This window comes from Neorhizobium turbinariae, assembly GCF_023223505.1.
In the GTDB taxonomy this organism is placed as follows: Bacteria; Pseudomonadota; Alphaproteobacteria; order Rhizobiales; family Rhizobiaceae; genus Neorhizobium; species Neorhizobium turbinariae.
This window is the reverse complement of record NZ_JALPRY010000033.1, coordinates 19,333-42,363: the sequence shown is the minus strand read 5'-3', so window position 1 is coordinate 42,363 and position 23,031 is coordinate 19,333. Positions and strand designations below refer to the sequence as shown.

Sequence of the window (23,031 nt, the reverse complement as noted above, 5' to 3'; positions counted from 1 at the left end):
TAATTTCCCGCAATCCCGGGTCAGCTCTCAGTGCAAATCAACACCAATCGAAAGCGACAACCCAGGACGGGCGGTAGTACGCTACACGCAGACGGCCGTGAATCTGCGCGAGGGGCCTGGGACCAAGCATGCGGTGATCACAGTTATCCAGAAGGGGATCGCCGTCTCGGTCATTGAATCCCACGGAGGCTGGAGCCGCGTTCAAGTGAACGGCAGCACGACTGGATGGATGGCGACTTCGACGCTTGCCGAACAATGATCGGCATTCAGGCAATAAGGATTCACTGAACCGGACCTTTTCCGATGCGAGCGAAGCTGGCGTCAGAAGCGTGACTTGACGCGGCCGCGGCCGATCTGACCGAAGTACTTAACTTGAACAGAACAGGATGGCGACTGTCGGAACGGCGTTCCCTTCGGCAAAAGTTCTCGTAGCAGGATCGGCCTTTCAGAGCCGATCCTGCTACGAGAGATTCCGCTGGGTTACTTCGCGAACAAGACCATTGCAACGAGACCGCCAAGTGGAGACGGCTCTGTGGAGAACGGATCATAGGCACAAGGCGCCGAAAAAACCGCAATCGCCAGCATGCCGGCAATGATAGTGCGCTTCGTCGTCTTCCCGGACGTGGAATGAAGGCTACGCGACATGCAGCGCGACCTGAATGTTGCCGCGCGTCGCCTTCGAATAAGGGCACGTCTGATGGGCTTCCTCGACGAGCGTACGGGCAAGCTCGGGATCGAGGCCCGGAAGGCTGACATTCAGGCGGGCTTGCAGGAAATAGGCACCGTCGGTGGTGCCGAGATCGACTTCCGCATCCACGGCCGTGTCGGCCGGCAGCCTAAGCTTGCGCTTGCCCGCGGCAAGCCCCATCGCGCCGATAAAGCAGGCCGACCAGCCGGCCGCGAAGAGCTGTTCCGGATTGGTGCCCGGCTGAAGGGTGCCTGGAGGAGACAGCTTGACGTCGAGTTCGGCATCGTCGCTGCGCGAAAAGCCGTCGCGTCCCCCGGTCGTGTGGGTCTTGCCTGTATAGAGAACCTTCTGGATCATCGTCATGAGACACTCCTTTGTTCTGTCGCTTAGGGCGACGTCAGTAGACGGGAGCGGTTTGAAGGACGGATGTGTCCGGGATGTTTTCCACAACATCCGAAGTGTATCAGAGCGTAGCTGCAGGGGGCGAGAAACGCTCCCGCACAGAAGCTACTTCAACTAGCCGAAAGTGACTTCCGCCGCGAGGCCTCCGCCAACACGATTGTAGAGCCGGATCGTGCCACCGATGGTGCCCGCAAGCTGCTGAGCTATCGCAAGGCCGAGCCCCGTGCCGCCGGTTTCGCGATTGCGGGATTGCTCCAGCCTGAAAAATGGTTGCGTGACCGCTTCCAGCTTCTCCTCAGGAATGCCCGGCCCGCGATCTAGCACGGTGATAACCGTGCCTCCATCCTGAAGTCGCCCGACCTCAATCTCAGCACTGCCAGCAAATTTGAGAGCATTATCGATAAGATTCGTGAGGATTCGGCGGAGCGCATGCGGCTTGGTCGACGCGATTCCCTGCACGATGCCGACAACCGTTACCGCATTCCCGGTATCTTGGTAATCGTAAGAGATGCTGTCGACAAAGGAGGCCAGATCAATGCGAGAGGTCTTTTCGCCGCTGCCATGCGAACTGCGGGCATAGGAGATGCCGTCCTGCACTAGACGTTCGAGTTCGCGCAGGTCGCTGATCAACTTGTCCTTGTCGGCTGAGTCGTCTGCCATGTCGACGCGCAACCGCATGCGGGTGATCGGCGTCTGGAGGTCGTGTGAGATTGCGGCAAGAATCTGCACACGTTCCTCGAGATAGTGGGCGATGCGCTCGCGCATGGCGTTGAAGGCACGCGCCGCGTTGGCTACTTCGGTGGGCCCCTCTTCGCTGAGAGCAGGTTCCGGTCGATTGGGGTCGAGCGCATCCGCGGCAGCGGCAAGCATCCCCAGCGGCCGGGTCGCCTGCCGGACGGCGAGCCAGGCGAACAGAACGAGCAGCACCATTTGCAAGCAGAAAACATAAGGCAGCCAATGTGCGACTGGCATGACGCCGCGTGGCGTAATATCGATAGTCAGTGGGCTGCCGTCACTAAGCGTCAGATGCGCCTGAAGCCGCATCACGTCACCGGGAATGGACTCGACTCTTATGGGAAAGCGATGGCCGACTGCCTCTTCTACCCGGGCGGCAATTTCGGTGCTTCGATCTGATCTGTCGGGCACACCCTTAATCCCGTGGCCTAGCACAAACCGATAGTTGCTCCGGCTCAGCCAATCGGTGAAATTTGCTCTCTCGTTCTCCGGCAAACGGTCGAGGATGGCGATGGAAGTGGCGACATCGCTTTCAAGCGTACCTAGCATCATGGCTTTCGCAGAAATGTAGCGTTCGCGGTAAAGCACGCTGAATGAGAGACCATAGGCGATTGCCAGCCCAGTGAACAGGATGACGAAGATCCGCGCGCGCAACGTACTTGGCCACGGCAGTGCACGTGCGAGGCCCTTGGCCGTCATGGACGTGGCTCCGATATCTCGACAGGAACGGAAAACACGTATCCTTCGCTGCGAACGGTCTTAATGTAAGTCGGTTCGCGCGCGTCATCGCCGAGCCGCTGGCGCAGCCGGCTGACCAGCAGGTCGATGGAACGATCGAACAGGTCGGCGTCCCGCCCTTGGGTAAGATTAAGAAGCTGGTCCCGGTTGAGGACACGCCGAGGATGATCGATGAAGACGCGGAGCAGGCGGTACTCGGCGCCGCTCAGCGTTACCTCTGTGCCCTGACGGTCGATGAGGTGGCGGCCGACGGTGTCGAGCCGCCAGTCGCCGAATGCCAGCACTTGCCCGGCTTCGCTGATCTGCAGGTTGGGCGGCAACATACGCGTCCGGCGCAGCACGGCCCTTACGCGTGCTAGTAGTTCGCGTGCGGCGAAGGGTTTGGCGAGATAGTCGTCGGCTCCCATCTCAAGGCCGATGATACGGTCCGTCTCGTCACTGCGGGCCGTCAGCATGAGGATTGGGATCGCCTTGTGCTTGCCAGCGCGCAGTTCGCGGCAGAGTACCAGGCCGTCGTCGCCCGGCATCATCAAGTCGAGGACGATCAGATCGACGGCGTTCGCTTCCAGGAAGCTGCGCATCTGGCGGCCATCGGCGGCCACGGAGGCCCGCAAGCCGTTCTTCTTCAAGTAGGACGACAACAGCTCGCGGATCTCGCGGTCGTCATCGACGATAAGGATATGGTCGACGTGCTCCATGGACTGCCTTTCAGATCCTTCCGGTCGATATGGCGGCTCGATCCGCTCTTCTTACCCGTGGAATCGACCTCCGCGAAGCGGAGAATTCTCCTGCGGCAACCGACGGCTTCCTAGAATTTGGCGACGTCGATAACCGCCTGGGCGAACGCTTGGGGCGCTTCCTGCGGTAGGTTGTGACAGATACCGCCGCCGATGTTGCGATGTTCGTACTTCCCGGAAAACTTCTTGGCATACACCGCCGGATCGGGATGCGGGGCGCCATTGGCATCGCCCTCCATCGTGATCGTGGGTAGGGTGATGACTGGTCCCATCGCGAGCTTTTCTTCATAGGCGTCATATTTCGCCTCCCCCTCCGCGAGCCCCAGCCGCCAGCGATAGTTATGGATCGAGATCGCGACATGATCCAGATTCTCAAACGCGGCGGCCGATCGCTCGAAGGTCGCATCGTCGAAATTCCAGGTCGGCGAGGCCGTCCGCCAGATCAGCTTGGCAAACTCGCGCGTGTTCGCTGCATAGCCGAGGCGGCCGCGTTCGGTGGCAAAATAGAACTGATACCACCAGGAAAGCTCCGCCGCCGGCGGCAGCGGCTTCCTGTTCGCCTCCCGGCTTCCGATCAGATAGCCGCTTACCGAGACCATCGCCGTGCAACGCTCCGGCCATAGCGCCGCCATGATATTGACCGTGCGCGCACCCCAGTCATAGCCGGCGACGATCGCCTCTCCGATAGCGAGCGCGTCCATCAGCGCGATCATGTCGGCGGCAAGCGGCGACTGCTGGCCATTGCGCGGCGTATCTTCCGACAGGAAGCGCGTCGTGCCGTAGCCGCGAAGGTAGGGAGTGATGACGCGATAGCCGGCAGATGCGAGGATCGGCGCGACCTCTACGAAACTATAGATGTCGTAAGGCCAGCCGTGCACCAGCAGGACGGCCGGACCGTCCGCCGGGCCCGCCTCCGCATAGCCGACCCTCAGCACGCCCGCGTCGATCTGTTTCAGCACCTCGAATGAGGTGTGTCCGTCGGACTTGGCTGCTCCCAGAGGCAGTCCCGCATTCGGCTGCGCGCTCGCCTTGGAAGTGACGCCGAATTCGACGGCGGCGACGATCATTGCGGCCATGCCGAAGAGACGGCGGCGGTGATGATTGATTTCGTTGCACATGGATTCTATCCGATCCGTGTTGATCACGATCGGTAGAAAGCTAGTGGCATGTATTCCTGATGGGTCCCGCCCTCCCCTCTATCGAAAGCGGATGTAGCATCCAGCCGTCAGGATACGTTTCAATACAATTCCGTCGAAATAGGACACATCCGGGATACGTCAGGTCGACCAGATGGCCCTGCTGTTGGCCGAGCCGCATCGCCGTCCAGAGGCCTAACCCGATTTTAAAGGAAACGATGATGACTCATCTTATCATTGCCTATCTCGGAGGTGCGCTGACGATTCTCAGCCCTTGCATCCTCCCGATCCTTCCTTTCGTCTTCGCCCGCGCCGGGCAGCCCTTTGTCCGCAGCACGCTGCCTATGCTCCTCGGCATAGCCGCCACGTTCGCGCTTGTCGCGACTCTTGCCGCTGTCGGCGGAAGCTGGGCCATTCACGCCAATGAATATGGTCGCCTTGCAGCGCTCCTTCTCCTCGCCATCTTCGGCGCCAGCATGCTTTCGCCCCATGTCGCGGCTATGATTACCCAGCCGATCGTCGACTTTGGCAATAGGTTGCTAACCGCTTCCGGCAGGACAAATGTAGCACCGACCGCGGCGAGTTCGCTTATCCTTGGCATCGCCACCGGCCTGCTCTGGGCGCCCTGCGCGGGGCCAATCCTCGGCCTCGTACTGACGGGAGCGGCCTTACAAGGTGTCAACCTCCAGACCACACTCCTGCTCACGGCCTATGCCTCGGGCGCCGCAACCTCGCTGGCAGTCGCCGTGGTCGTTGGCGGCAGGGTGTTTGCGGGCATGAAGCGATCACTTCGCGTCACCGAACGCATCCGTCAGGCTCTGGGCACGGCCGTCCTCTTTGGAGTCGCGGTCATCGCCCTGGGCCTGGATAGCGGCCTTTTGGCGGGGCTTTCCTATGCTAGCACCACATCCCTCGAACAGGCCGTGCTTGATCGGCTGCATACCGATCAGACAACCTCCGGCGTACCAAGCGAATTCGCCAGCAATGGCACGATGGCTGCTTCCGCCGACACCTCAGGGCCGTTCCGCAGCGATTTGTCGATCGAAGGCCCAGCGCCCTCTCTGAGCGGCGCGGTCGAATGGCTGAACTCGCCGCCGCTCGATATTAATCAGTTGCGAGGCAAAGTCGTGCTCGTCGATTTCTGGACCTATTCCTGCATCAACTGCATCCGCACGCTGCCTTATGTCCGTGCCTGGGCCGAAAAATACGAGGATCAGGGCCTCGTGGTGATCGGCGTACATGCCCCGGAATTCGCCTTCGAGAAGAATCTCGACAACGTCCGGAAAGCCGTTCGCGATTTCCAGATCGACTATCCGGTCGCGGTCGACAACGACTACAGAATCTGGCGCGCCTTCGAGAACAGCTACTGGCCGGCCCATTATCTCATTGATGCCAAGGGTCAGGTTCGCTACCACCACTTCGGCGAAGGCAACTACTACCAGACCGAGCGCGCAATCCAGGACCTGCTGCGCGAAGCCGGCGGCGAGATGGCCGCAAGCTCCACCGTGACGCCGGATGCTAAGGGTGCGGAAGCAGGCCCCGATCTGAAGAATATCCGTTCGGGCGAAACGTATCTCGGTTACAAGCGCGCCACCAACTTCACCTCGCGAGAAACCCTGCGCGCTGATGCGCCCCGCGAATACTCGGTGGAGGAACCTAGCCTCAACGAATGGGGCCTCTCGGGTACCTGGACCATCGGTGCCGAGCAGGCGACCCTCGACCAGCCGGAAGGCGGCATCGCCTATCGCTTCAGCGCCCGCGACCTGCATTTGGTCCTTGGGCCCGGGGCATCCGGGAAGCCCGTCCGCTTCCGCGTGACGATCGACGGCAAAGCGCCCGGAGCCGACCATGGCGCCGATGTCGATGCCGACGGCTACGGCACGGTAGCCGCGACCAGGCTATACCAACTCGTCCGCCAGTCCGGCGACGTGGAAGGAAGGACCTTCAACATCCGATTCATTGATTCCGGCGTCGAAGCTTACGCATTTACTTTCGGCTGAAGTACCCGCTCCACTCGCTGGCGAGAGACTAGTTATCAGATTATCATACTTCCAAGCTTTCTGCGACTGCCAAGCCCTCTGAGCGTGCCTTAACAGTGGGAGTACGACGTAAGGCGACAGTCGCACTCCCACCAAGATCATATCAGTGGTCGCAATGGAGGGTCGAGGTGACCACGGCTATGACCGCTTCTGCGTGATCGACAGGTCGCATCAGGCCCTGATCAGGGCGACAGGAGCGGGTCGTCGTTCCCATCCTGCCGGTTAGTGTTCGCAACGGGGCGGGTTGTTCCCGCTTGGCGATCGCCGGCCTGAGCATCCAACGCACCAGCACCAATGTTCATCCCGGCTTCCTGCCTCTGACCATTGACACCCATGGCTTCAAGAATCGCCTTGCGGATCTCGGCTTCGATCGCTTCGCGATCTTCTGGCGACATTGCCTTCAGGTCGTCTTCAGTCAGGCCGTGTGCATCGAGATACTGTTCCCGGATACGTTCGGCAAAGCTTTTGCTTGCCAGGTCCATGAACTCGTCCTCGGGTGTCGTGGAGGGCGCTTTACCAAGAAAGGCATCGTTGGCACTCTGGTCGATCTCGACACCTTGGCCCTCCATCGACCACAGCATGTCGGCAAGTTTGGCTCCAAACATCGGGTCGCTGCCCGTGAGTCCTCCGGACGACGGATGCCGCATCAGGCTGTTAGGATCGCCGCTCTCACTACCAGCCTTGTTGGTGCTCCTGTTGCCAAAAACGTTAGAAAGGGAAGATGCGTAATAGGTGTTGGTGCTGCCAATCGTCGTCATCGCGACTCTCCTCGTTCGTTGAGGCCTCAACTGACGAGTGGCATAGGTGTCGAAGCATGCATGGAACTTGTGAGAATTTCTCTATCTAGCCCGTCCACCTCAGTCCGGAATCGAAGCAGGCTGGGAGGATGCATGACGGGAGGGTTGAGGGTTTTGGCTTGTTTGTGTGGTGCACGTCAGCCCCTTTAGCTCGCCTGTTGGCCGATCATCGAGAGGCGGTCGGGCAGTCCGGCGTTGCGATGCAATTCCCGACGGCGACTTCTCGACCCGATACCCCAGTACAATGCCGTCAGTGGGATTCTGCTGTTACCATTCCTTAGCTTCGACCGAGGATGGTGTTGAAAAAGATGCTAGACAAGCGTCCAAAAGGTATTCGAGCCGATAAGGAGCCTGCCGGAGGATGGGGCGCACTGAAGGCCGTGGTACGAACCCTGAAGCGCCAGCAGATCGTCGGACAGGGTGCCACGACCCTGCTCAAGGCCAACCAGCCCGAAGGGTTTGACTGCCCCGGCTGCGCGTGGCCGGATCCGAAGCATACTTCGTCCTTCGAATTTTGCGAAAATGGTGCGAAAGCCATCGCATGGGAGTCGACCGCAAAGCGAGCGGACCCCGGCTTCTTTCAAGAAAACTCCGTTGCAGCTCTCTGGACCTGGACTGATCACGACCTCGAAAACCAGGGTCGCCTCACGCACCCGCTGATCTACAATCACGACACGGATCGATACGAGCCGATCGAATGGTCTGAGGCATTCTCAACCGTCGGCGCGGAACTGAACAGGATCCCGGACCCAAACCAAGCCGAGTTCTACACGTCCGGGCGGGCGTCGAACGAAGCCGCTTTCCTCTATCAGCTCTTCGTTCGGGCGTATGGCACGAACAACTTCCCCGACTGCTCCAACATGTGCCACGAGGCAACGAGCGTCGGCCTCCCGAAATCGATCGGCATAGGCAAGGGTACAGTGACCCTAGAGGACTTTGACCGCTGCGACGCTATCTTCAGCTTTGGTCATAATCCCGGGACCAACCATCCGCGGATGATGACGACGCTGCGCAACGCTTCACGACGCGGTGTGCCGATTGTCGTCTTCAATCCGCTCAGGGAGCGGGCGCTCGAGAGGTTCGCCGCCCCGCAGAACCCGATCGAAATGGCGACGTTCTCCTCGACCCCCATCGCTTCCCAATACTACCAGATCAGAATCGGGGGCGACTTTTCCGCTCTGAAGGGGCTGATGAAGCGTGTGTTCGAGCGCGATGCAGAAGATCTCGCGCGCGGCGGGGGCGGCGTCCTTGACCGGCAGTTCATCGCTGAACACACCCTCGGTATAGACGAACTGAGGATTGATCTCGAAAGCACGAGTTGGGAAGACATCGTCCGATGCTCAGGCTTGTCGAAGGAGGCCCTCTTTCGAGCAGCGGAGACCTATGTCCGGGCCAAGAGTGTAATCCTCTGCTATGGCATGGGTGTCACTCAGCAAAGCCGCGGAACACTCAACGTCCAACAGATCGCCAATCTCCTGATGCTTAGAGGCAACATCGGTCGAGAAGGCGCCGGCATCTGCCCTCTCCGTGGGCACTCGAACGTACAGGGAGACCGCACCGTCGGCATCACTGAGGCTCCAGACAAGACGCTGATCGAAGGCTTAGAGCGGGCGTTCGGATTTCGTGCTCCCACTTTGAAGGGACACAACGCTATCCAGGCCATCCAGGCAATCATCTCCGGAAAATCAAGGGCGCTCGTTTGTCTCGGTGGCAATCTCGCGGTCGCGATTTCCGACTTCGAGTTGGTTGCCGATGGGATGAGGAAGCTCGACCTGGCGGTCCACATCGCCACTAAACTGAACCGCTCCCATCTCCTGACCGCAAAGACGTCGATTGTCCTCCCCTGCCTCGGTCGCACCGACTTAGACATTCAGGCATCGGGACCGCAGTCGGTCACCGTCGAGGATTCGATGTCCGTAGTACATGCTTCTCGTGGATTCCTGCCCCCGCCGAGTCCACTTCTGAAGTCGGAGCCAGCCGTCATCGCTGGTATCGCCAAGGCGACGCTAGGTGCCAAGTACGGCATCGACTGGGGCGGAATGGTCGCCAACTATGACCGCATCCGGGACAAGATCGAGGAGGTCTTTCCGATCTTCTCCGACTTTAACAAGCGCGTCCGTTTCAAGGGTGGTTTCCGGCTCGACATTCCTCCATCGAACCGCAAATGGAACACCGCTAGTGGAAAGGCGACCTTCGTGGTTGCTTCTGGCCTTAGGGAGGATCCGCTACTAGACGATCCGGGCACATTGGTACTGACGACCCTACGAAGCCACGATCAGTACAACACCACCGTCTACGGCCTCGACGATCGATATCGTGGCGTATTCGGCCGCCGAGACGTGGTCTTCATGAACAGGGACGATTTAGCCGAACGAGGCTTATCCGACGGCGACAGGGTCGACGTCACCAGCATCAACGAAGATGTAGGGCGAACCCGGTCAGTAAGAGGATTTATCGCAGTCGCCTACGATCTCCCACGGGGATCGGTGGCTGGCTACTATCCTGAGATGAATGCTGTAATTCCCCTCAACCATTTCGATCGGTTGTCAGGAACGCCGGCTTTCAAGGGCATTCCAATCGCAGTCGCAGCAGCAGGCTGATGTCCGCCACATCTGCGGCCCGAAGTGCATCGCCGTTCTAGTCCGCGCACGACCCTCGGGATCGTATCAGGCCCAAAGGGGCGGACAGGCCTCGAACGGAGTGATGGTTTCTAAAAATACGCCGGGCGCCACCGCAGCTACGGTCCTCTGGTAAGAATTGGAGCGCTCGATACGTGTAGAACGGGAGCAAGAGATGCCAATCGTCAGACTAGATGTCGTCAGAGGACGTTCCCCGGAAGAATTGAATGAACTGCTGGACACCGTACATGAAGCGGTCGTGGACAGCCTTGGAGTTCCCATCTCCGACCGCTACGAGATCCTCACGGAGCACCTTCCGTCTCAGATCGTGGCACTGGACACGGGCCTCGGCTTCAAGCGCAGCGAGAGCATCGTCATCGTCCAGATCACGACCCGCCCTCGGTCCCTTGGAGAAAAGAAGAGCCTCTACAATCGACTAGCGGAGTTGCTCGCGGAACGCTGCGGCTTGCCATCGTCAGACCTTGTGGTGGCGCTCGTAGAGAACACTGACGCCGACTGGTCATTCGGCGGGGGCGAAGCGCAGTTTCTGACCGGTGCCCTTCCGACGTAACAACCGTCCGGCGTGGCAGCATAAGTCACAGTAGCTTCCCAACCAGATCGCTTGAGGAAATTCCATGCGTTTTCGCAACACCCCCTTGCACCGCCTCCTGCTCCTTTCCGTCATGTTCTCGGGCTCGCTTGCTCATGGCCAGGATGCGTCATCGACACCCCAAGTGTCAGTGGCACGACCGTTGGTCAGGAAGATCGTCGACAAGGACCATTTCATCGGCCGCTTTCAGGCGTCCGAAAAGGTTTCAGTCCGCTCGCGCGTTGGCGGTTATCTGGAGGCGATCGACTTCAAGGACGGCCAGAGGGTCACGAAGGGTGACCAGCTCTTCGTGATCGACCAGCGACCGTTTATCACCACGCTGAGTGAATCGAGTGCCAAGCTAGCGGTTGCTCAGTCGGTCCTCACCTATGCCCAGACTGAATTCGACCGCGTCCAAGCTCTGGTGAAATCGGGCAGCTCGACGGTCTCCGCCCTCGACGACCGTCGCAAAGAACTCGACTCCGCTCGAGCAGACCTGCAGGGGGCGGAGGCAAACGTCGAGCGCGCGCCAGGCTCGATCTCGCATACAGTAAAATCATGGCGCCTCTGAGCGGTCGGATCGGGCGTCACCTCGTCTCAGTCGGAAATCTCGTGCAACCCGATCAAACCGAACTTACGACCATCGTTGCCACGGATCCTATCCATTTCTACTTTGACATCGACGAGCGACGCCTGCTCGACTACGCGAATGCCGCGCACAAGAACGACACATACCTGCAGGAAGGAGCGGGTGGTCTGAAGGTGGTCGTTCGGCTGGCGGACGAGCGGTCGCCCACCTTTTCCGGGACGCTGGACTTCGCTGAGAACAGCATCGATCCTGAAACCGGCACACTGCGAGCCAGGGCTCGATTTGCCAATCCTTCCCACACGCTCCAACCGGGCCTGTTCGGTCACGTCGAGATCGAAGCCTCGAGCCCCTATGAGGCAATCCTGATACCTGACGAAGCTGTCGCGGCAGATCAGAACGAGCGCATTGTCTATGTGCTCGACGCTGACAGCACGATCAGAAGCGTGCCGGTCCAACTAGGGTCGAAGATCTACGGCTACAGGGTTGTCCAGGCTGGTCTCAAGGGCGATGAACGCGTTGTAGTCGGAGGCGTCGTCCGGGTTCGGCCCGGCGCAAAGGTGAACCCCGTCCACACGGAACTACCACTGGAAATCAGATCAGATGTTCCTGCAAGTTCAGCGGCAGCGACCGTGACAAATAAGGCCGTACGATGAGGTTCCCGCACTTCTTCGTCGACCGACCGATCTTCGCTTCGGTCATCTCCTTGGTCCTACTGATCGTTGGAGCGGTCTCCTATCTCGGCCTTGCGGTCGCGCAATACCCCGAGATCGCACCGCCTACGATCGTGGTAAGGACGTCGTATCCCGGCGCGGATCCGCAGACTATCGCCGACACCGTCGCGGCACCGATAGAGCAGCAGGTAAATGGTGTGGAGGACATGCTCTACATGTCCTCCTACTCGAGCGTCGATGGCAACATGGCGCTGACGGTCTCCTTCAAGCTTGGGACGGACCTCGACACGGCGCAGGTGCTCGTTCAGAACCGAGTGGCTGTCGCCCTGCCCCGTCTGCCTCAAGAGGTCCAGCGGCTCGGGGTCACCACCGCCAAGAGTTCGCCTGACCTAATGATGGTGATCCACATCCTGTCGCCGACTGGACGCTATGACCAGCTCTATGCCTCGAACTACGCCCGAAACCGCATCCGAGACGTGCTCGTACGTATTGACGGAGTCGGCGACGTGCAGATTTTTGGCGAACGCCAATTTTCCATGCGTGTCTGGCTCGATCCCCGGAGGCTGTCTGCTTACGACATGACGGCCGCCGACGCGGTAGGCGCGTTGCGCGATCAGAACGTGCAGGTATCCGGAGGTGCGATCGGAGCACCACCCGCGGGAAACAACAACGCGTTCCAGTATTCGGTTCGCGCCGACGGTCGGTTTTCAGATGAGCGACAATTCCGCTCGGTCATCGTGAAGGCTACCTCAGACGGGCGTCTCGTCAAGCTCGAAGATGTCGCTCGCGTGGAACTTGGTGCACAGGACTATGTGACCAACAGCTACCTGGACAACAACCCGGCGATAGGACTAGGAATCTTCGCCCGGCCGGGTACCAACGCCCTTCAAACTGCTGGGCAAATTAACGACATCATGGCGGACCTCTCGAAGGATTTCCCGCCGGGCCTCGAATATCGTGTCGTCTACGACACGACCCAATTCGTCTCCGAATCCATTTACGAAGTCAACAGGACGATCGCCGAAGCGGTGGTTCTAGTCGCGATAGTCGTCTTCGTTTTCTTACAGTCGTGGCGCACCTCGATCATTCCGATCGTGGCCATTCCGGTATCGCTTGTCGGCACCTCTGCCTTCCTTTCGATCTTCGGCATGTCGCTTAACATGCTCACGCTATTCGGTCTTGTACTAGCGATCGGGATCGTGGTCGACGACGCCATCGTCGTAGTGGAGAACATCGAGCGCCATCTTGCCAACGGCATGAGCCCGCGCAGAGCCGCTCATGCGACCATGAGCGAGGTGGGGATGGCCGTAGTAGCGATTTCGGTGGTCTTGATAGCAGTCTTCGCGCCCACGGCGTTCATACCAGGCATTCCGGGGCAATTTTACAGACAGTTTGCTGTAACCATCTCCGTCGCGACGGCTATTTCTGCGGTCACCTCGTTGACTCTCTCTTCTGCGCTGGCAGCAATCGTGCTGAAGAAGCATGAGAACCATGCTGAACGGGCGAATGTCATTTCAACTTTCGTAAGAGGAGCTGCGAGCGGGTTCAACCGGGGCTTCGACGCCTTAAGCAACGCCTATTCTTCGATCGTCCGCTTCATTGTCCGGAGCCGAATACGAGTCGGCGGCGCCATGTTGGCCTTCGTTGGTCTTCTTGGGGTACATGGTTCATCAGCACCAAGGTACCGAGCGGCTTCATCCCTGTCATGGATCAGGGCTACGCGATCGTCATAGTTCAGCTTCCGGAAGGCTCATCGCTCGAAAGGACCGACTCGGTGATCCGCGATGTCGCGGACGCTGCGAGGAACGTCCCTGGCGTCGGCAACGCCGTAGAATTCGCAGGCTTCAGCGGCGCGACCTTCACCAACGCGTCCAACGCAGGTGTTGTCTTCACGCCTTTCAAGCCATTCGAGGAAAGACTGGAGGCGGGCCATACCGCTGAAAAAATCATTGGAACACTCTATTCAAAACTTCAAAGTTTCGATGAGGCGTTCATCATCGCCATTCCGCCGCCGCCCGTGCAAGGGATTGGAAATTCGGGCGGCTTCAAGATGCAAATCATGGACCAGGAAAACTCCACCATGACCCGTGCGCTTGGCCTTGCGTGGCAGATCGGAGCCGTTGCGAACCAGACGCCGGGGCTCACCGGCGTATTCACGACTTTCTCAGAATCTACTCCAGAGTTCTTCGTCGATATCGATCGTGATAAGGCCGAATACCTCAATGTGACCATACCAAACATCTTCGACACGCTGTCGAGCAACCTGGGCATCTCCTACGTGAACGACTTCAACGCCTTCGGACATGTTTACCAAGTGCGGGCGCAGGCGGGCGAACAGTTCCGTATGGAGAAGGGAGACATCCTCGATCTGAAGGTCAGATCCGCGGCCGGGGCGTTGGTTCCGCTGGGAACGCTCGCCGAGATTCGTGAGACAAGCGGCCCAGCGCTCGTGCAGCGATACAACATGTACGTGTCGGTTCCCCTTCAGGGCAACGCCGCGATGGGCTTCTCGACAGGTGAGGCGATCGAGAAGATTGAAGCGATAGCTTCCAAGGCTCTTCCCCGAGGAACCACCTTCGAGTGGACTGAGCTTGCGTACCAGCAGACGCATACGGGCGGCAGCGCAGTGTGGATTTTCGCCCTTTCGGTCATCTTTGTGTTCCTGGCGCTTTCGGCCCAGTACGAGAGCTGGGTACTGCCTCTGGCGATTATCCTGATCGTACCCCTGGCTGTGCTGGCAGCGCTAATCGGCGTTTACCTCCGTGGACAGGACAATAACATACTAACGCAGATCGGCTTCGTCGTGCTGATAGGACTCGCAGCGAAGAACGCGATCCTGATTGTGGAGTTCGCCCGGCAGGCGCAGGAGCGAGGAAATACCGCAGTCGAATCCGCAGTCGAAGCGTGCCGGCTCCGCCTTCGCCCGATCCTGATGACCGCCTTCGCTTTCATCTTCGGCGTGCTTCCGTTGATGTTCGCGAAGGGAGCAGGCGCGGAGATGCGACAGTCTCTCGGCACTGCTGTCTTCAGTGGCATGCTCGGCGTGACGGTTTTCGGATTATTCTTCACGCCTGTTTTCTACGTGCTCTTAAGGGCCGAATACAAGCACCGGACACCGGAGCAGGAAATCGAAGAAGATGCCCTAACGTTAGAAAGCCAAGACAAAGTCGTTCGGGGTTAGGCGTAATCTGGCGGATCAGAATTTCCCATTTTCAAGCGTGTAGTTCGCGGCGGCGGTAGTGCCGGAAGCCCTAAAACCTGTGTCGCTATCTAGTCTAGTGGGCTTGGCCCAATACGTAGGTCTAGCCGATACTTAGGTGCAATTCCGCAACGAGGGCAATCAGCGTAGTCTCCAAATATCGCCTCTCCTCCTCCCAGGCGATACGCTCTAGTAGCGAAACGCTCCCGCGTCGTTCCCCTCCGCCGGAGCGCGCGGATCCTCCCAAGGTCCGCCAGGCCGCCTCCATCCGCCGGAGGCGGCCTTTTTCTAACATCCTCGCCTAAAGTTTCGGAAGGCGTATTCTTCGTAAGCGACAAGCAGACCCCATCTGGCGAAGCAGCTTAGCGATCGGCTACCTGTAGCGGCCACGATGAAGTGCTGTGAGCTTCTATGTCTGCGCCTAGCTCTGGAACTAGAACCTTCCATATCATTGAGGCTGTTGCGGACCGCTTTGAAGGCGCGCCTCGCAGCTTCGCCGGCGCTGGTCGGAGGACTTCAAAGAGCGGGCGGTAGCAGAGGCTACTCGAGCCTGGCTCGAGCGTTTCAGCAATCGCACGACGGCTCGATATCCACCCGTCACAACTGTTTGGCTGGCGTCGCACCGCCTTGCGCTCTCGCAAGGAGAGCGCAAGACCCGATATCCGCTTTCCGACGTTCGTGGCGAGGCCCTCTATGGCTGAGATGGGGGCGCGAAGCAGCCTCGAACGCCGCAACCCCGGCAGCTAGCACCTGCTGCCGAACTCGACGTTATCGAATTCGGCTTACTGTAGGCACGTTCCCCGAACTGCCACAAGCCATAAGACGCGGAAAATCCGTCCACGTGAAATCCGAGCCGCTGAAAATGCAAGATATTCCCCGCACCGGTTCTAAGCCACGTTTGTTAGATTTTTCAAAAGTATTCAGAGGTAAGCAACTCAGGCACCAAGGAGCGTAACATGGATGCACAATCTGCTCACTGCGCTAGAAGTCACCCTTCCCAGGACGAGATCGCTAGGGCGGCCGGATACCTGAGCGAGGCCAATCAGCTTCTTGCGCAACGTTTCAGCTACTCGTTGATCGCCCACTCAATGGCTCTCACCGCATATGCAACGGCAATCGTAGGACAACGAGAGAGTTTCATAGCCTTCATCGTAGCTGTTTTCGGATTGTATTTTGCGCATGTGCAGTTCGCGATCACCCACACGCTTTCAAAGAAAATCGACGCTCTGCGTGAGCGTTATCTTGAACATGACGCGGTCTACCTCGTCTACAAGAGGGCAAGCGGAGGCTCGCGCCGGCGCGGAATCCAAACCGTGGAAGTTCCTACCATGATCGCGGCCATGTGGACCGTTCTGATCGCCTATACAGTCTGGCCCATTGCTGTTCGGATCATTCAGGAATTGTCAGCCTAAACCTTCACAGAAGCTTGCGAAGGCCCCGAAGGACAGCCGGTGATCGCATCAGGTTTCGCACCATGACTTTGCCACAGCTCCCCTGCGGAAACCCCCTGATCATGGATATGTCGTCAAGTTCAAGCGGCCGGTGCACTCGAATTACTGAACTATTTGCCCCGGGCATCAGACCTGGTCAGGCAAATTGCAGTCGTATCGAACGGCGGAGCGTCCAGCCCTCTGCTTGTTCTCGTCGGGCTCGTAACCGCCCGTGGCCACAGGGAAGCAGACGCGTGTTGGAGCGGCGGGCTGCTCGCTAGCCACCAGCGCCACAAACAGAATTGTCATCCCGAAAAGAATCGCTACGCCGGGAAAAACGGATGGCCTCTCTTTATCGTGCATCGACTTATCTCCAGTCTCGGGGCGCGCTCGACCGTCAAACTCAACACCAGTATGTCGATTGCCTGCGGGAACCGCAGTTGCACATAGGTACCGACGATACCTTCGTGCTGGCGATACCTTGGTCCAGTAGCGGTTCCTCCTGTGTCTATTCACACTCCTCGCGTCCAACACGCGCCGGAGTCTCTTTATGGGAAGGGGATGTTCGAGCGCAGATCTTCGGAGAACGTAGCCATGCGAAACTTCCAACCCGCGAACTTAACCCGCCGCTCCTTCGGCGGCATCGCCCTCGGACTGACAGCGGCCGGAATAATGGGAGAGGCGATAGAAACGGCGCAGGCCCAAGGATCAAGTAGCCCCCAAACTAAGGGTCGGCAGTTGGAGGCGAACCAGCGTATCGACGCAGGCGACCTCAACGTCGCATACGCCTCGCTCGGTCCATCCGACGGGTCGGCAGTACTTCTGCTGCACGGCTGGCCATACGACATCAACAGTTTCGCCGATGTTGCCCCGATGCTGGCAGAGCACGGCTATCGAGTGATCGTTCCCTACCTGCGCGGATATGGCGGCACGACGTTTCTGTCCGCGACGTCAATGCGGAACGGTCAGCAATCGGCTCTTGCCGTCGATGCGGTGAAGCTGATGGATGCCTTGAAAATTGGCAAGGCTACGGTTGCCGGTTTCGACTGGGGGGCGAGGACGGCGGACATCGTTGCCGCTCTCTGGCCCGAGCGATGCAAAGCGTTGGTCTCGGTTAGTGGCTATCTCGTGGGAAGCCAGAGCGCTGGGAAGAAACCCTTACCGCCCTCTGCCGAGCTCCAGTGGTGGTATCAGTATTACTTCGCAACCGAGCGTGGCCGCGAAGGATATGCGAAATACACAAATGAATTCGCCAAACTTATCTGGAGGCTTGCGTCACCGCGCTGGGAGTTCGACGACCTGACATTCGAGCGTAGCGCACCGGCTTTTGCCAATCCCGACCACGTGGAGATTGTCATTCACAATTATCGCTGGCGTTTGGGTCTTGCCCCTGGCGAGCGTCGATACGACGAGCTCGAGACGAAATTGGCGGAAGCTCCGGATATCCACGTCCCCACAATCACGTTGGAAGGCGACGCGAACGGCGCTCCTCATCCAGATCCGAAAGCCTATGCCGGAAAATTCAAGGTAAAATACGAGCACCGCCTGATTTCTGGAGGTATCGGCCACAATCTTCCTCAGGAGGCGCCTGAAGCGTTCGCTCGGGCTGTGATAGACGCAGACAAATGGGCATAGTGGGGCCTTTGACGTATCGCGTCAGCCTTCAAGGCGCCGGCCAAATGCCAGCGCCTTTTTATCCTATCCAAAGATCAGACGCTGGTAGGCCGCCAGCATGTTCGGATCTTCGGCTGATCCATGATGATGAAGCTGCCGCCAGGAGCCATTCTTCCGCACGAACCATCGTGTCGTACGGAAACGAACGTGGAGCGTCTTTTCGGGAGTGGTGCACACTCCTCGCTCCCGACCAACAAAGAGATGCCAATCCTCACCCTCCTGACTCGTAAAGTCGTGAAAGGCCACCTGGACTTTCGCCGGACCATCGAAGAGCTTGGAATAGCCCTCCGCGATCGAACTCCAGCCCCGGCGGATGCCACCGATAGGATTGTTCATGCTCGGCGCCTCGCCTTCGGACCAGACCGCCTCGAGCGCCTCGAGGTTTGCCGCATTGAAGGCTCTGTAAAATTCGATCAATGCGTCAGTCGCGCTGCCGTCGACCGGTCCCGTTTCCGATCCCGTAATTTCGCTCAAGTCGACTGTCATGATGATGCCTCCAATAAGAAAGAGGCCCAGCCGGTTGGAACCAGCCGGACCACAAATGGGTCCTTACTTCACAGCAACGTCAACAGTGCCTGGGCGGCCGCCGTCGATGACGACGGATTTTGACCGGTGATGAGTCTTCCGTCCGTGATTGAGAAACTTTCCCAGTCCCCGGCCTTTTCGTAGTGCCCTCCAAGTCGCTTGAGCTCGTCTTCTACGAGAAACGGAACGACGGTAGTTAGATCGACGGCCTCCTCCTCCGAATTCGCGAAACCGGTGACACGTTTGCCCTTCACGATGGGCTGCCCCTGGTACGTGACATGACGGAAAACTGCAGGGGCATGGCACACCGCGGCGACCGGCTTGCCGGCATTATAGAAGTCTTCAATCAGCGTGATGGACTTGCGGTCTTCCACCAGATCCCACATTGGGCCGTGGCCGCCAGGATAGAACACCGTGTCGAAGTCCTTGGCATCGACGGTGGCGAGCCGCACGGTATTCGCCAAGACGGACTGGGCGTCCTTGTCGGACTTGAAGCGGGTCATCGCGGACGTTTGGTTTTCAGGTTCGTCGCTCTTGGGATCGATTGGCGGCTGGCCGCCACGCGGAGATGCAACCGTGATCTGCGCGCTTGCGTCCTTGAACACGTAGTAAGGAGCCGCGAATTCTTCTAGCCAGAAACCGGTCTTACGGCCGGTATCTCCAAGGCGGTCATGAGATGTCAGTACCATGAGAATCTTGCTCATCGCGTTCTCCATCGAAGCTGGGCAGGACGTACGGCGTCTCTCCGGTCGCGCGGGCGAAAGCATCTGAAACCTACGGTCTCGGCCGGCGCTATTGATCCGCTTGACGCTGCCAACATGCGCAATGCCGGTGACGGGTTCCATTGTACGATGGTGTCGACGCACGCCTCTCCAGCATGGTCGAACCGTCGATACCAATGTACAATGGATTTCCCGGCAGCAGGATGCATTCTCTCGGGGCGGCTCGCCAGAGAGATTTGTTGACCGAAGCGTTAAGGCGGGAACTGCATTGCATACGGTTTCCGATTCTTCGGCGAAGACCTGGTGCCCTCTTCGAGGAGGAAGCAATGTACCGGATGATCTCGGCAAAGACTGACAAGGCTCCTGCATCTGAAAACTCCATCGAACCGCTCACCGTCTTCGTGGTGGACGACGACGTTTCTGTAAGGGAATCTCTTGAACTCCTGATTACGTCGGCCGGCTGGCAGCCGCTCCTGTTCGCTTCAGCCCAATCTTTTCTCGAAGCTCCTCCGGCCCAGACGCCGAGCTGCCTCGTTCTGGACGTCAACATGCCTGACCTGAATGGCCTGGATCTCCAGAACATGATCACAGTTAGCGGCAACAGAATGCCGATCATATTCATTTCCGGCTTCGGAGACGTTCCTATGACGGTCAAGGCGTTGAAAGGGGGCGCCTTGGACTTCCTGACAAAACCTCTCGACACCGCGATCTTGCTAGACGCTATTCGGGCTGCGCTCTTAAGAAGCGAGGCACTTCTTCGCGAGGAAGGGGAATTGCTGCGGCTGCAACGCTCCTATGACGCGCTCACGAGACGAGAGCGAGAAGTCATGGTTCGTGTCGTCAAAGGTCTTTTGAACAAGCAGGTGGCATACGAACTCGATATCAGCGAGATCACGGTCAAGGCGCACCGTGGTCAGGTCATGCGGAAGATGGGCGCCCGCTCTCTCCCGGAGCTCGTCAATATGGCCGCTAGACTCCCGCTAGAAGACAGCGGCGAGATTTGATTAGCCGGACACGTGTTTCGCGGTCCCGGCGGGCCGTCGCTTCCCTGGAAACATCACGATCATAGCCACGAATATAGCTGCACCGACGACGAGGGTAAGGCTGGCGATACCAAGTGCCAGAGCGAAACCCACGTCCACGTTGGCCTCGTTCCTCAGAATAACACCCACCGCCGGCGGCCCCATGATCTGACCAATTGCAAACATAGCCGTCAACAAGCCCATGTGCCGGGCGTGATGAGTCGACCGGATCCTCCTAACTTCGTTCATCGCAAAGAAGCTTATGGCCGTGAAGGGAATTCCGACGAGAATGCTGCTCACGGCGAGCCCGAGAGCATCCTGCCAAACAACCGACAGAGCCACGCCGGCAGCCTGTACCAGGTAGGAGCCAATGAGGTAGAGCCGAGCATCCGCGTTCTTCTTCACCTTGGCCGCTAGCAGCGATCCCACAACTGCCGAAATGCCGAACAGCGGCCAAAAGACGGTTAGAAGGGACGAACCCGGGATAGCGTTCTTCGCTATGACTGGCAGATACGTCGCGGTGATGATGTAGCCGAATCCCGCCAAGCCATAGGCCATCGCGAACAACGGCATTTCAGCGCCTGGTACTTTGCCGGACGCAGCCCGCGCGGTTCCCACGTAGAAAGCCTCTACCGATTTGGTTCGCCTTCCAAATACCCCCCAGATCAAGGCGCTCATGATTGCGGACATTGCCGCAAAGGTCACCCATCCCAACTGCCCAGTAAGGCCGGCGGCACTCATGAAGCTCGCAGCGACGCCGGACAGCGCGATTCCCGCGCCGGGTCCCGTGTAGATCGCGCTCCCAATAGAGCCGGAAGTCCCGGACAGTTCGGCCAGACACCAGCCGGACGTGAATACGAAGCCGACGGCCGACACAACGCCTGCCAAGAACCTGAGTGAGATCCACATGGACGGTACGGGCAAGGCCATCAGAGCCGTGAGGATGACCGTCGTGGCGAGGGCCAGCCTTATAACCGTGGTATGGTCCCACTTCTTCGGCACCAGCATAGAGGCGAGTGCTCCGACCAGATAACCGATGTAGTTTGCGGTCGCGAGGTTGCCCGCAACATGCAGGTCGAGAACACCGTCGTGAAGCATCATCGGTAGGATCGGCGTGAAGGCAAACCTGCCAACCCCCATCGCGATTGCGAGCGACGCCGCCCCGGCCAGTACGACCGTAAGCTGTCTCCGAGCGTGCTGGGACATGGTTCGACCTCCTGCGTGAAAAACGAGATTTGTAGCTGGAGCGAGAGGGCTGCTGCCGCGAAGCGAGGCTGCCGCTATGCGATCTCAGATAGGTATTGGAGCATACGGTGCATATCCCGCCTAAGCGGAGATCTGCTGCCGCGAAACGTTACAATCCGTCCACGTTTGCGCGCGCGTCCAGGACGGCCAGTGCCTCTTCGAATAGCGATTTTGTCAGCACCCCCGCTGGCAAGTGTTTCGCCAACCTGGCGGCCTGTCCCGACCACAAGTTGGTAAAGTCATCTTTCGAAGCCTCTTCCGCCTTGGCCCGGATCGGAGCCAGCGCGGCGCCTGCGGTCGGGAAGGCCGGCACGCTCGTCGAAAGCGGCCCAAGCTCGCGCATGACACGGTTCAATACCCCTCGCGCCGGCCTGCCCGTGAAGACGTTCGTGATGGCGGTGCTGTCGTCGCCGGCCGAGGCGAGCGCTCGCGCATGAACTGCTGGTAGTTTTGCCTCAGGACAGAAAAGGTAGGCCGTTCCGACCTGAACGGCAGAGGCACCCAACATCAAGGCAGCGGCCACGCCCCGTCCATCAGAAATGCCTCCGGCCGCGATTACGGGAACCCTCACCGCGTCGACGACCTGGGGGACGAGCGCCATCGTACCCACCTGCGTAGACATGTCATCGGTGAGAAAGTTGCCGCGATGCCCGCCCGCCTCGAACCCCATGGCGACCACTGCATCGACACCCTTTGCCTCAAGCCAGACCGCCTCGTCGACGGTCGTGGCGGAGGAAATGACTCTCGCTCCGGCGGCCTTCACGCGTTCGACCAGGTGATCAGCCGGAAGCCCGAAATGGAAGCTGACTACTTCAGGGCGGAACTCTTCGACCACGCTGCAGAACGCATTGTCGAACGGCGCGCGGCCCGCGCCCTTGACCGGTGCCGAAGGATCGAGGCCGTGTTCTACGTAATAGGCCGCTAGGGCCGAGTGCCACCGCATCTGTGCCACCGGATCGTCGGCCGGCGTCACATGACTGAAAAAATTGACGTTGATGGGAGCAGCCGTCTCGCTCCTGATCCGGAGAAGCGCTTCGCGCAATTGCTCGACGGAATACTGCGCGCTCGGAAGTGAACCCAGCCCGCCTGCGCCAGAAGCCGCTATTACCATTTCGACAGTGGTCGCACCCGCCATCGGCGCCTGGATTACAGGCAGTTGAATTCCGAACAGGTCAAGAATTCGGCGGTCGTTCCAACTTGTCATAGGCGCCTCCAAAACATCCGACGTGAATGAGGTGATACCCGCCGCCGTTAGCATGGTCTATTGCACCTTGGTGTCCGTGGTCGAATGACCCAAAGGTATCGGGTACACTTTCGTACAATAGCGTCGTCCTCCCACTCGGCGCGAAGTTATCGGAAGAGCGGCTGGCATCGTTCCCACCGCTCCCGCCCTTTGCCGGGCTATTGATCCCAGACTTTTCGGCGCCGCCTTTGCGTGGACAAGCCGAGCTCTGCGATGTGTCGCCAAACGGAGG

General features: G+C 59.1%; 16 protein-coding genes and 3 pseudogenes. 10 read left to right on the top strand and 9 right to left on the bottom strand.

Features of this window, described 5'->3' with window-relative positions; genetic code table 11:
• Positions 1 to 259: SH3 domain-containing protein (locus tag M0654_RS21845; RefSeq protein ID WP_248684900.1), on the top strand; the 259-nt coding region annotated here is incomplete at its 5' end.
• A gap of 375 nt (positions 260 to 634) precedes the next feature.
• On the opposite strand, the gene M0654_RS21840 is transcribed toward M0654_RS21845, so the two are convergent.
• The 4 genes from M0654_RS21840 to M0654_RS21825 form a co-directional block, all read right to left on the bottom strand.
• Complete coding sequence (locus M0654_RS21840) at positions 635 to 1,051, bottom strand: organic hydroperoxide resistance protein (RefSeq protein WP_248684899.1); 417 nt, start codon at positions 1,049 to 1,051, stop codon at positions 635 to 637.
• A gap of 153 nt (positions 1,052 to 1,204) precedes the next feature.
• Positions 1,205 to 2,524 (bottom strand): ATP-binding protein, encoded by a 1,320-nt coding sequence (locus M0654_RS21835; RefSeq protein WP_248684898.1) that lies wholly within the window; start codon positions 2,522 to 2,524, stop codon positions 1,205 to 1,207.
• Positions 2,521 to 3,261, bottom strand: a complete 741-nt coding sequence (locus M0654_RS21830) for a response regulator (protein WP_248684897.1) — start codon at positions 3,259 to 3,261, stop codon at positions 2,521 to 2,523. The genes M0654_RS21835 and M0654_RS21830 overlap by 4 nt, the downstream gene beginning before the upstream one ends.
• A 110-nt stretch (positions 3,262 to 3,371) precedes the next feature.
• Positions 3,372 to 4,418 carry an alpha/beta fold hydrolase gene (locus M0654_RS21825; RefSeq protein ID WP_248684896.1) on the bottom strand — a complete coding sequence of 349 codons (1,047 nt, stop codon included), beginning with the start codon at positions 4,416 to 4,418 and terminating at the stop codon, positions 3,372 to 3,374.
• A 239-nt stretch (positions 4,419 to 4,657) separates the two neighbouring features.
• Between M0654_RS21825 and M0654_RS21820 the strand changes: the two genes are divergently transcribed.
• Positions 4,658 to 6,436 carry a cytochrome c biogenesis protein DipZ gene (locus M0654_RS21820; protein ID WP_248684895.1) on the top strand — a complete coding sequence of 593 codons (1,779 nt, stop codon included), beginning with the start codon at positions 4,658 to 4,660 and terminating at the stop codon, positions 6,434 to 6,436.
• Positions 6,437 to 6,657: 221 nt separating this feature from the next.
• On the opposite strand, the gene M0654_RS21815 is transcribed toward M0654_RS21820, so the two are convergent.
• A complete protein-coding gene (locus tag M0654_RS21815; protein WP_248684894.1) occupies positions 6,658 to 7,233 on the bottom strand; it encodes a hypothetical protein in 576 nt (191 codons plus the stop codon).
• 347 nt (positions 7,234 to 7,580) lie between these two features.
• Between M0654_RS21815 and M0654_RS21810 the strand changes: the two genes are divergently transcribed.
• From M0654_RS21810 to M0654_RS21775, 7 genes and pseudogenes are all read left to right on the top strand, one after another.
• Entirely contained in the window at positions 7,581 to 9,872 is a 2,292-nt protein-coding gene (locus tag M0654_RS21810; RefSeq protein ID WP_248684906.1) for an FdhF/YdeP family oxidoreductase, read from the top strand.
• Positions 9,873 to 10,065: 193 nt separating this feature from the next.
• The gene (locus M0654_RS21805; protein WP_248684893.1) at positions 10,066 to 10,461 is read left to right on the top strand and encodes a tautomerase family protein; all 396 of its coding nucleotides are present in this window, start codon (positions 10,066 to 10,068) and stop codon (positions 10,459 to 10,461) included.
• Positions 10,462 to 10,573: 112 nt separating this feature from the next.
• A pseudogene (locus M0654_RS23005) lies at positions 10,574 to 11,721 on the top strand (efflux RND transporter periplasmic adaptor subunit).
• A pseudogene (locus M0654_RS21790) lies at positions 11,718 to 14,920 on the top strand (efflux RND transporter permease subunit). Before M0654_RS23005 ends, M0654_RS21790 begins: the two co-directional pseudogenes overlap by 4 nt.
• A gap of 570 nt (positions 14,921 to 15,490) precedes the next feature.
• Positions 15,491 to 15,685: pseudogene (locus M0654_RS21785) on the top strand (transposase); the annotation flags it as partial.
• Positions 15,686 to 15,894: 209 nt separating this feature from the next.
• Positions 15,895 to 16,350 (top strand): hypothetical protein, encoded by a 456-nt coding sequence (locus tag M0654_RS21780; RefSeq protein ID WP_248684890.1) that lies wholly within the window; start codon positions 15,895 to 15,897, stop codon positions 16,348 to 16,350.
• A gap of 612 nt (positions 16,351 to 16,962) precedes the next feature.
• Positions 16,963 to 18,003 carry an alpha/beta fold hydrolase gene (locus tag M0654_RS21775; RefSeq protein WP_248684904.1) on the top strand — a complete coding sequence of 347 codons (1,041 nt, stop codon included), beginning with the start codon at positions 16,963 to 16,965 and terminating at the stop codon, positions 18,001 to 18,003.
• A gap of 63 nt (positions 18,004 to 18,066) precedes the next feature.
• Here M0654_RS21775 and M0654_RS21770 read toward each other — a convergent pair whose 3' ends face one another.
• A complete protein-coding gene (locus M0654_RS21770) occupies positions 18,067 to 18,528 on the bottom strand; it encodes a YybH family protein (protein WP_248684889.1) in 462 nt (153 codons plus the stop codon).
• A gap of 68 nt (positions 18,529 to 18,596) precedes the next feature.
• Positions 18,597 to 19,271, bottom strand: coding sequence for a type 1 glutamine amidotransferase domain-containing protein (locus tag M0654_RS21765; RefSeq protein WP_248684888.1), 675 nt, complete (start codon positions 19,269 to 19,271; stop codon positions 18,597 to 18,599).
• A gap of 344 nt (positions 19,272 to 19,615) precedes the next feature.
• Here M0654_RS21765 and M0654_RS21760 point away from each other — a divergent pair, with 344 nt between their 5' ends.
• A complete protein-coding gene (locus tag M0654_RS21760; RefSeq protein ID WP_248684887.1) occupies positions 19,616 to 20,293 on the top strand; it encodes a response regulator transcription factor in 678 nt (225 codons plus the stop codon).
• On the opposite strand, the gene M0654_RS21755 is transcribed toward M0654_RS21760, so the two are convergent.
• Entirely contained in the window at positions 20,294 to 21,517 is a 1,224-nt protein-coding gene (locus tag M0654_RS21755) for a YbfB/YjiJ family MFS transporter (RefSeq protein WP_248684886.1), read from the bottom strand. It lies immediately after the preceding gene.
• A gap of 148 nt (positions 21,518 to 21,665) precedes the next feature.
• Positions 21,666 to 22,760, bottom strand: a complete 1,095-nt coding sequence (locus M0654_RS21750) for an NAD(P)H-dependent flavin oxidoreductase (RefSeq protein ID WP_248684885.1) — start codon at positions 22,758 to 22,760, stop codon at positions 21,666 to 21,668.
• Positions 22,761 to 23,031 lie beyond the last annotated feature (271 nt).

Bases quoted from the DNA above. Each gene is read 5' to 3' on its own strand.
- M0654_RS21840 (WP_248684899.1), bottom strand. From the start codon at position 1,051: ATGACGATGATCCAGAAGGTTCTCTATACAGGCAAGACCCACACGACC.
- M0654_RS21835 (WP_248684898.1), bottom strand. From the start codon at position 2,524: ATGACGGCCAAGGGCCTCGCACGTGCACTGCCGTGGCCAAGTACGTTG.
- M0654_RS21830 (WP_248684897.1), bottom strand. From the start codon at position 3,261: ATGGAGCACGTCGACCATATCCTTATCGTCGATGACGACCGCGAGATC.
- M0654_RS21825 (WP_248684896.1), bottom strand. From the start codon at position 4,418: ATGTGCAACGAAATCAATCATCACCGCCGCCGTCTCTTCGGCATGGCC.
- M0654_RS21820 (WP_248684895.1), top strand. From the start codon at position 4,658: ATGACTCATCTTATCATTGCCTATCTCGGAGGTGCGCTGACGATTCTC.
- M0654_RS21815 (WP_248684894.1), bottom strand. From the start codon at position 7,233: ATGACGACGATTGGCAGCACCAACACCTATTACGCATCTTCCCTTTCT.
- M0654_RS21810 (WP_248684906.1), top strand. From the start codon at position 7,581: ATGCTAGACAAGCGTCCAAAAGGTATTCGAGCCGATAAGGAGCCTGCC.
- M0654_RS21805 (WP_248684893.1), top strand. From the start codon at position 10,066: ATGCCAATCGTCAGACTAGATGTCGTCAGAGGACGTTCCCCGGAAGAA.
- M0654_RS21780 (WP_248684890.1), top strand. From the start codon at position 15,895: ATGGATGCACAATCTGCTCACTGCGCTAGAAGTCACCCTTCCCAGGAC.
- M0654_RS21775 (WP_248684904.1), top strand. From the start codon at position 16,963: ATGCGAAACTTCCAACCCGCGAACTTAACCCGCCGCTCCTTCGGCGGC.
- M0654_RS21770 (WP_248684889.1), bottom strand. From the start codon at position 18,528: ATGACAGTCGACTTGAGCGAAATTACGGGATCGGAAACGGGACCGGTC.
- M0654_RS21765 (WP_248684888.1), bottom strand. From the start codon at position 19,271: ATGAGCAAGATTCTCATGGTACTGACATCTCATGACCGCCTTGGAGAT.
- M0654_RS21760 (WP_248684887.1), top strand. From the start codon at position 19,616: ATGTACCGGATGATCTCGGCAAAGACTGACAAGGCTCCTGCATCTGAA.
- M0654_RS21755 (WP_248684886.1), bottom strand. From the start codon at position 21,517: ATGTCCCAGCACGCTCGGAGACAGCTTACGGTCGTACTGGCCGGGGCG.
- M0654_RS21750 (WP_248684885.1), bottom strand. From the start codon at position 22,760: ATGACAAGTTGGAACGACCGCCGAATTCTTGACCTGTTCGGAATTCAA.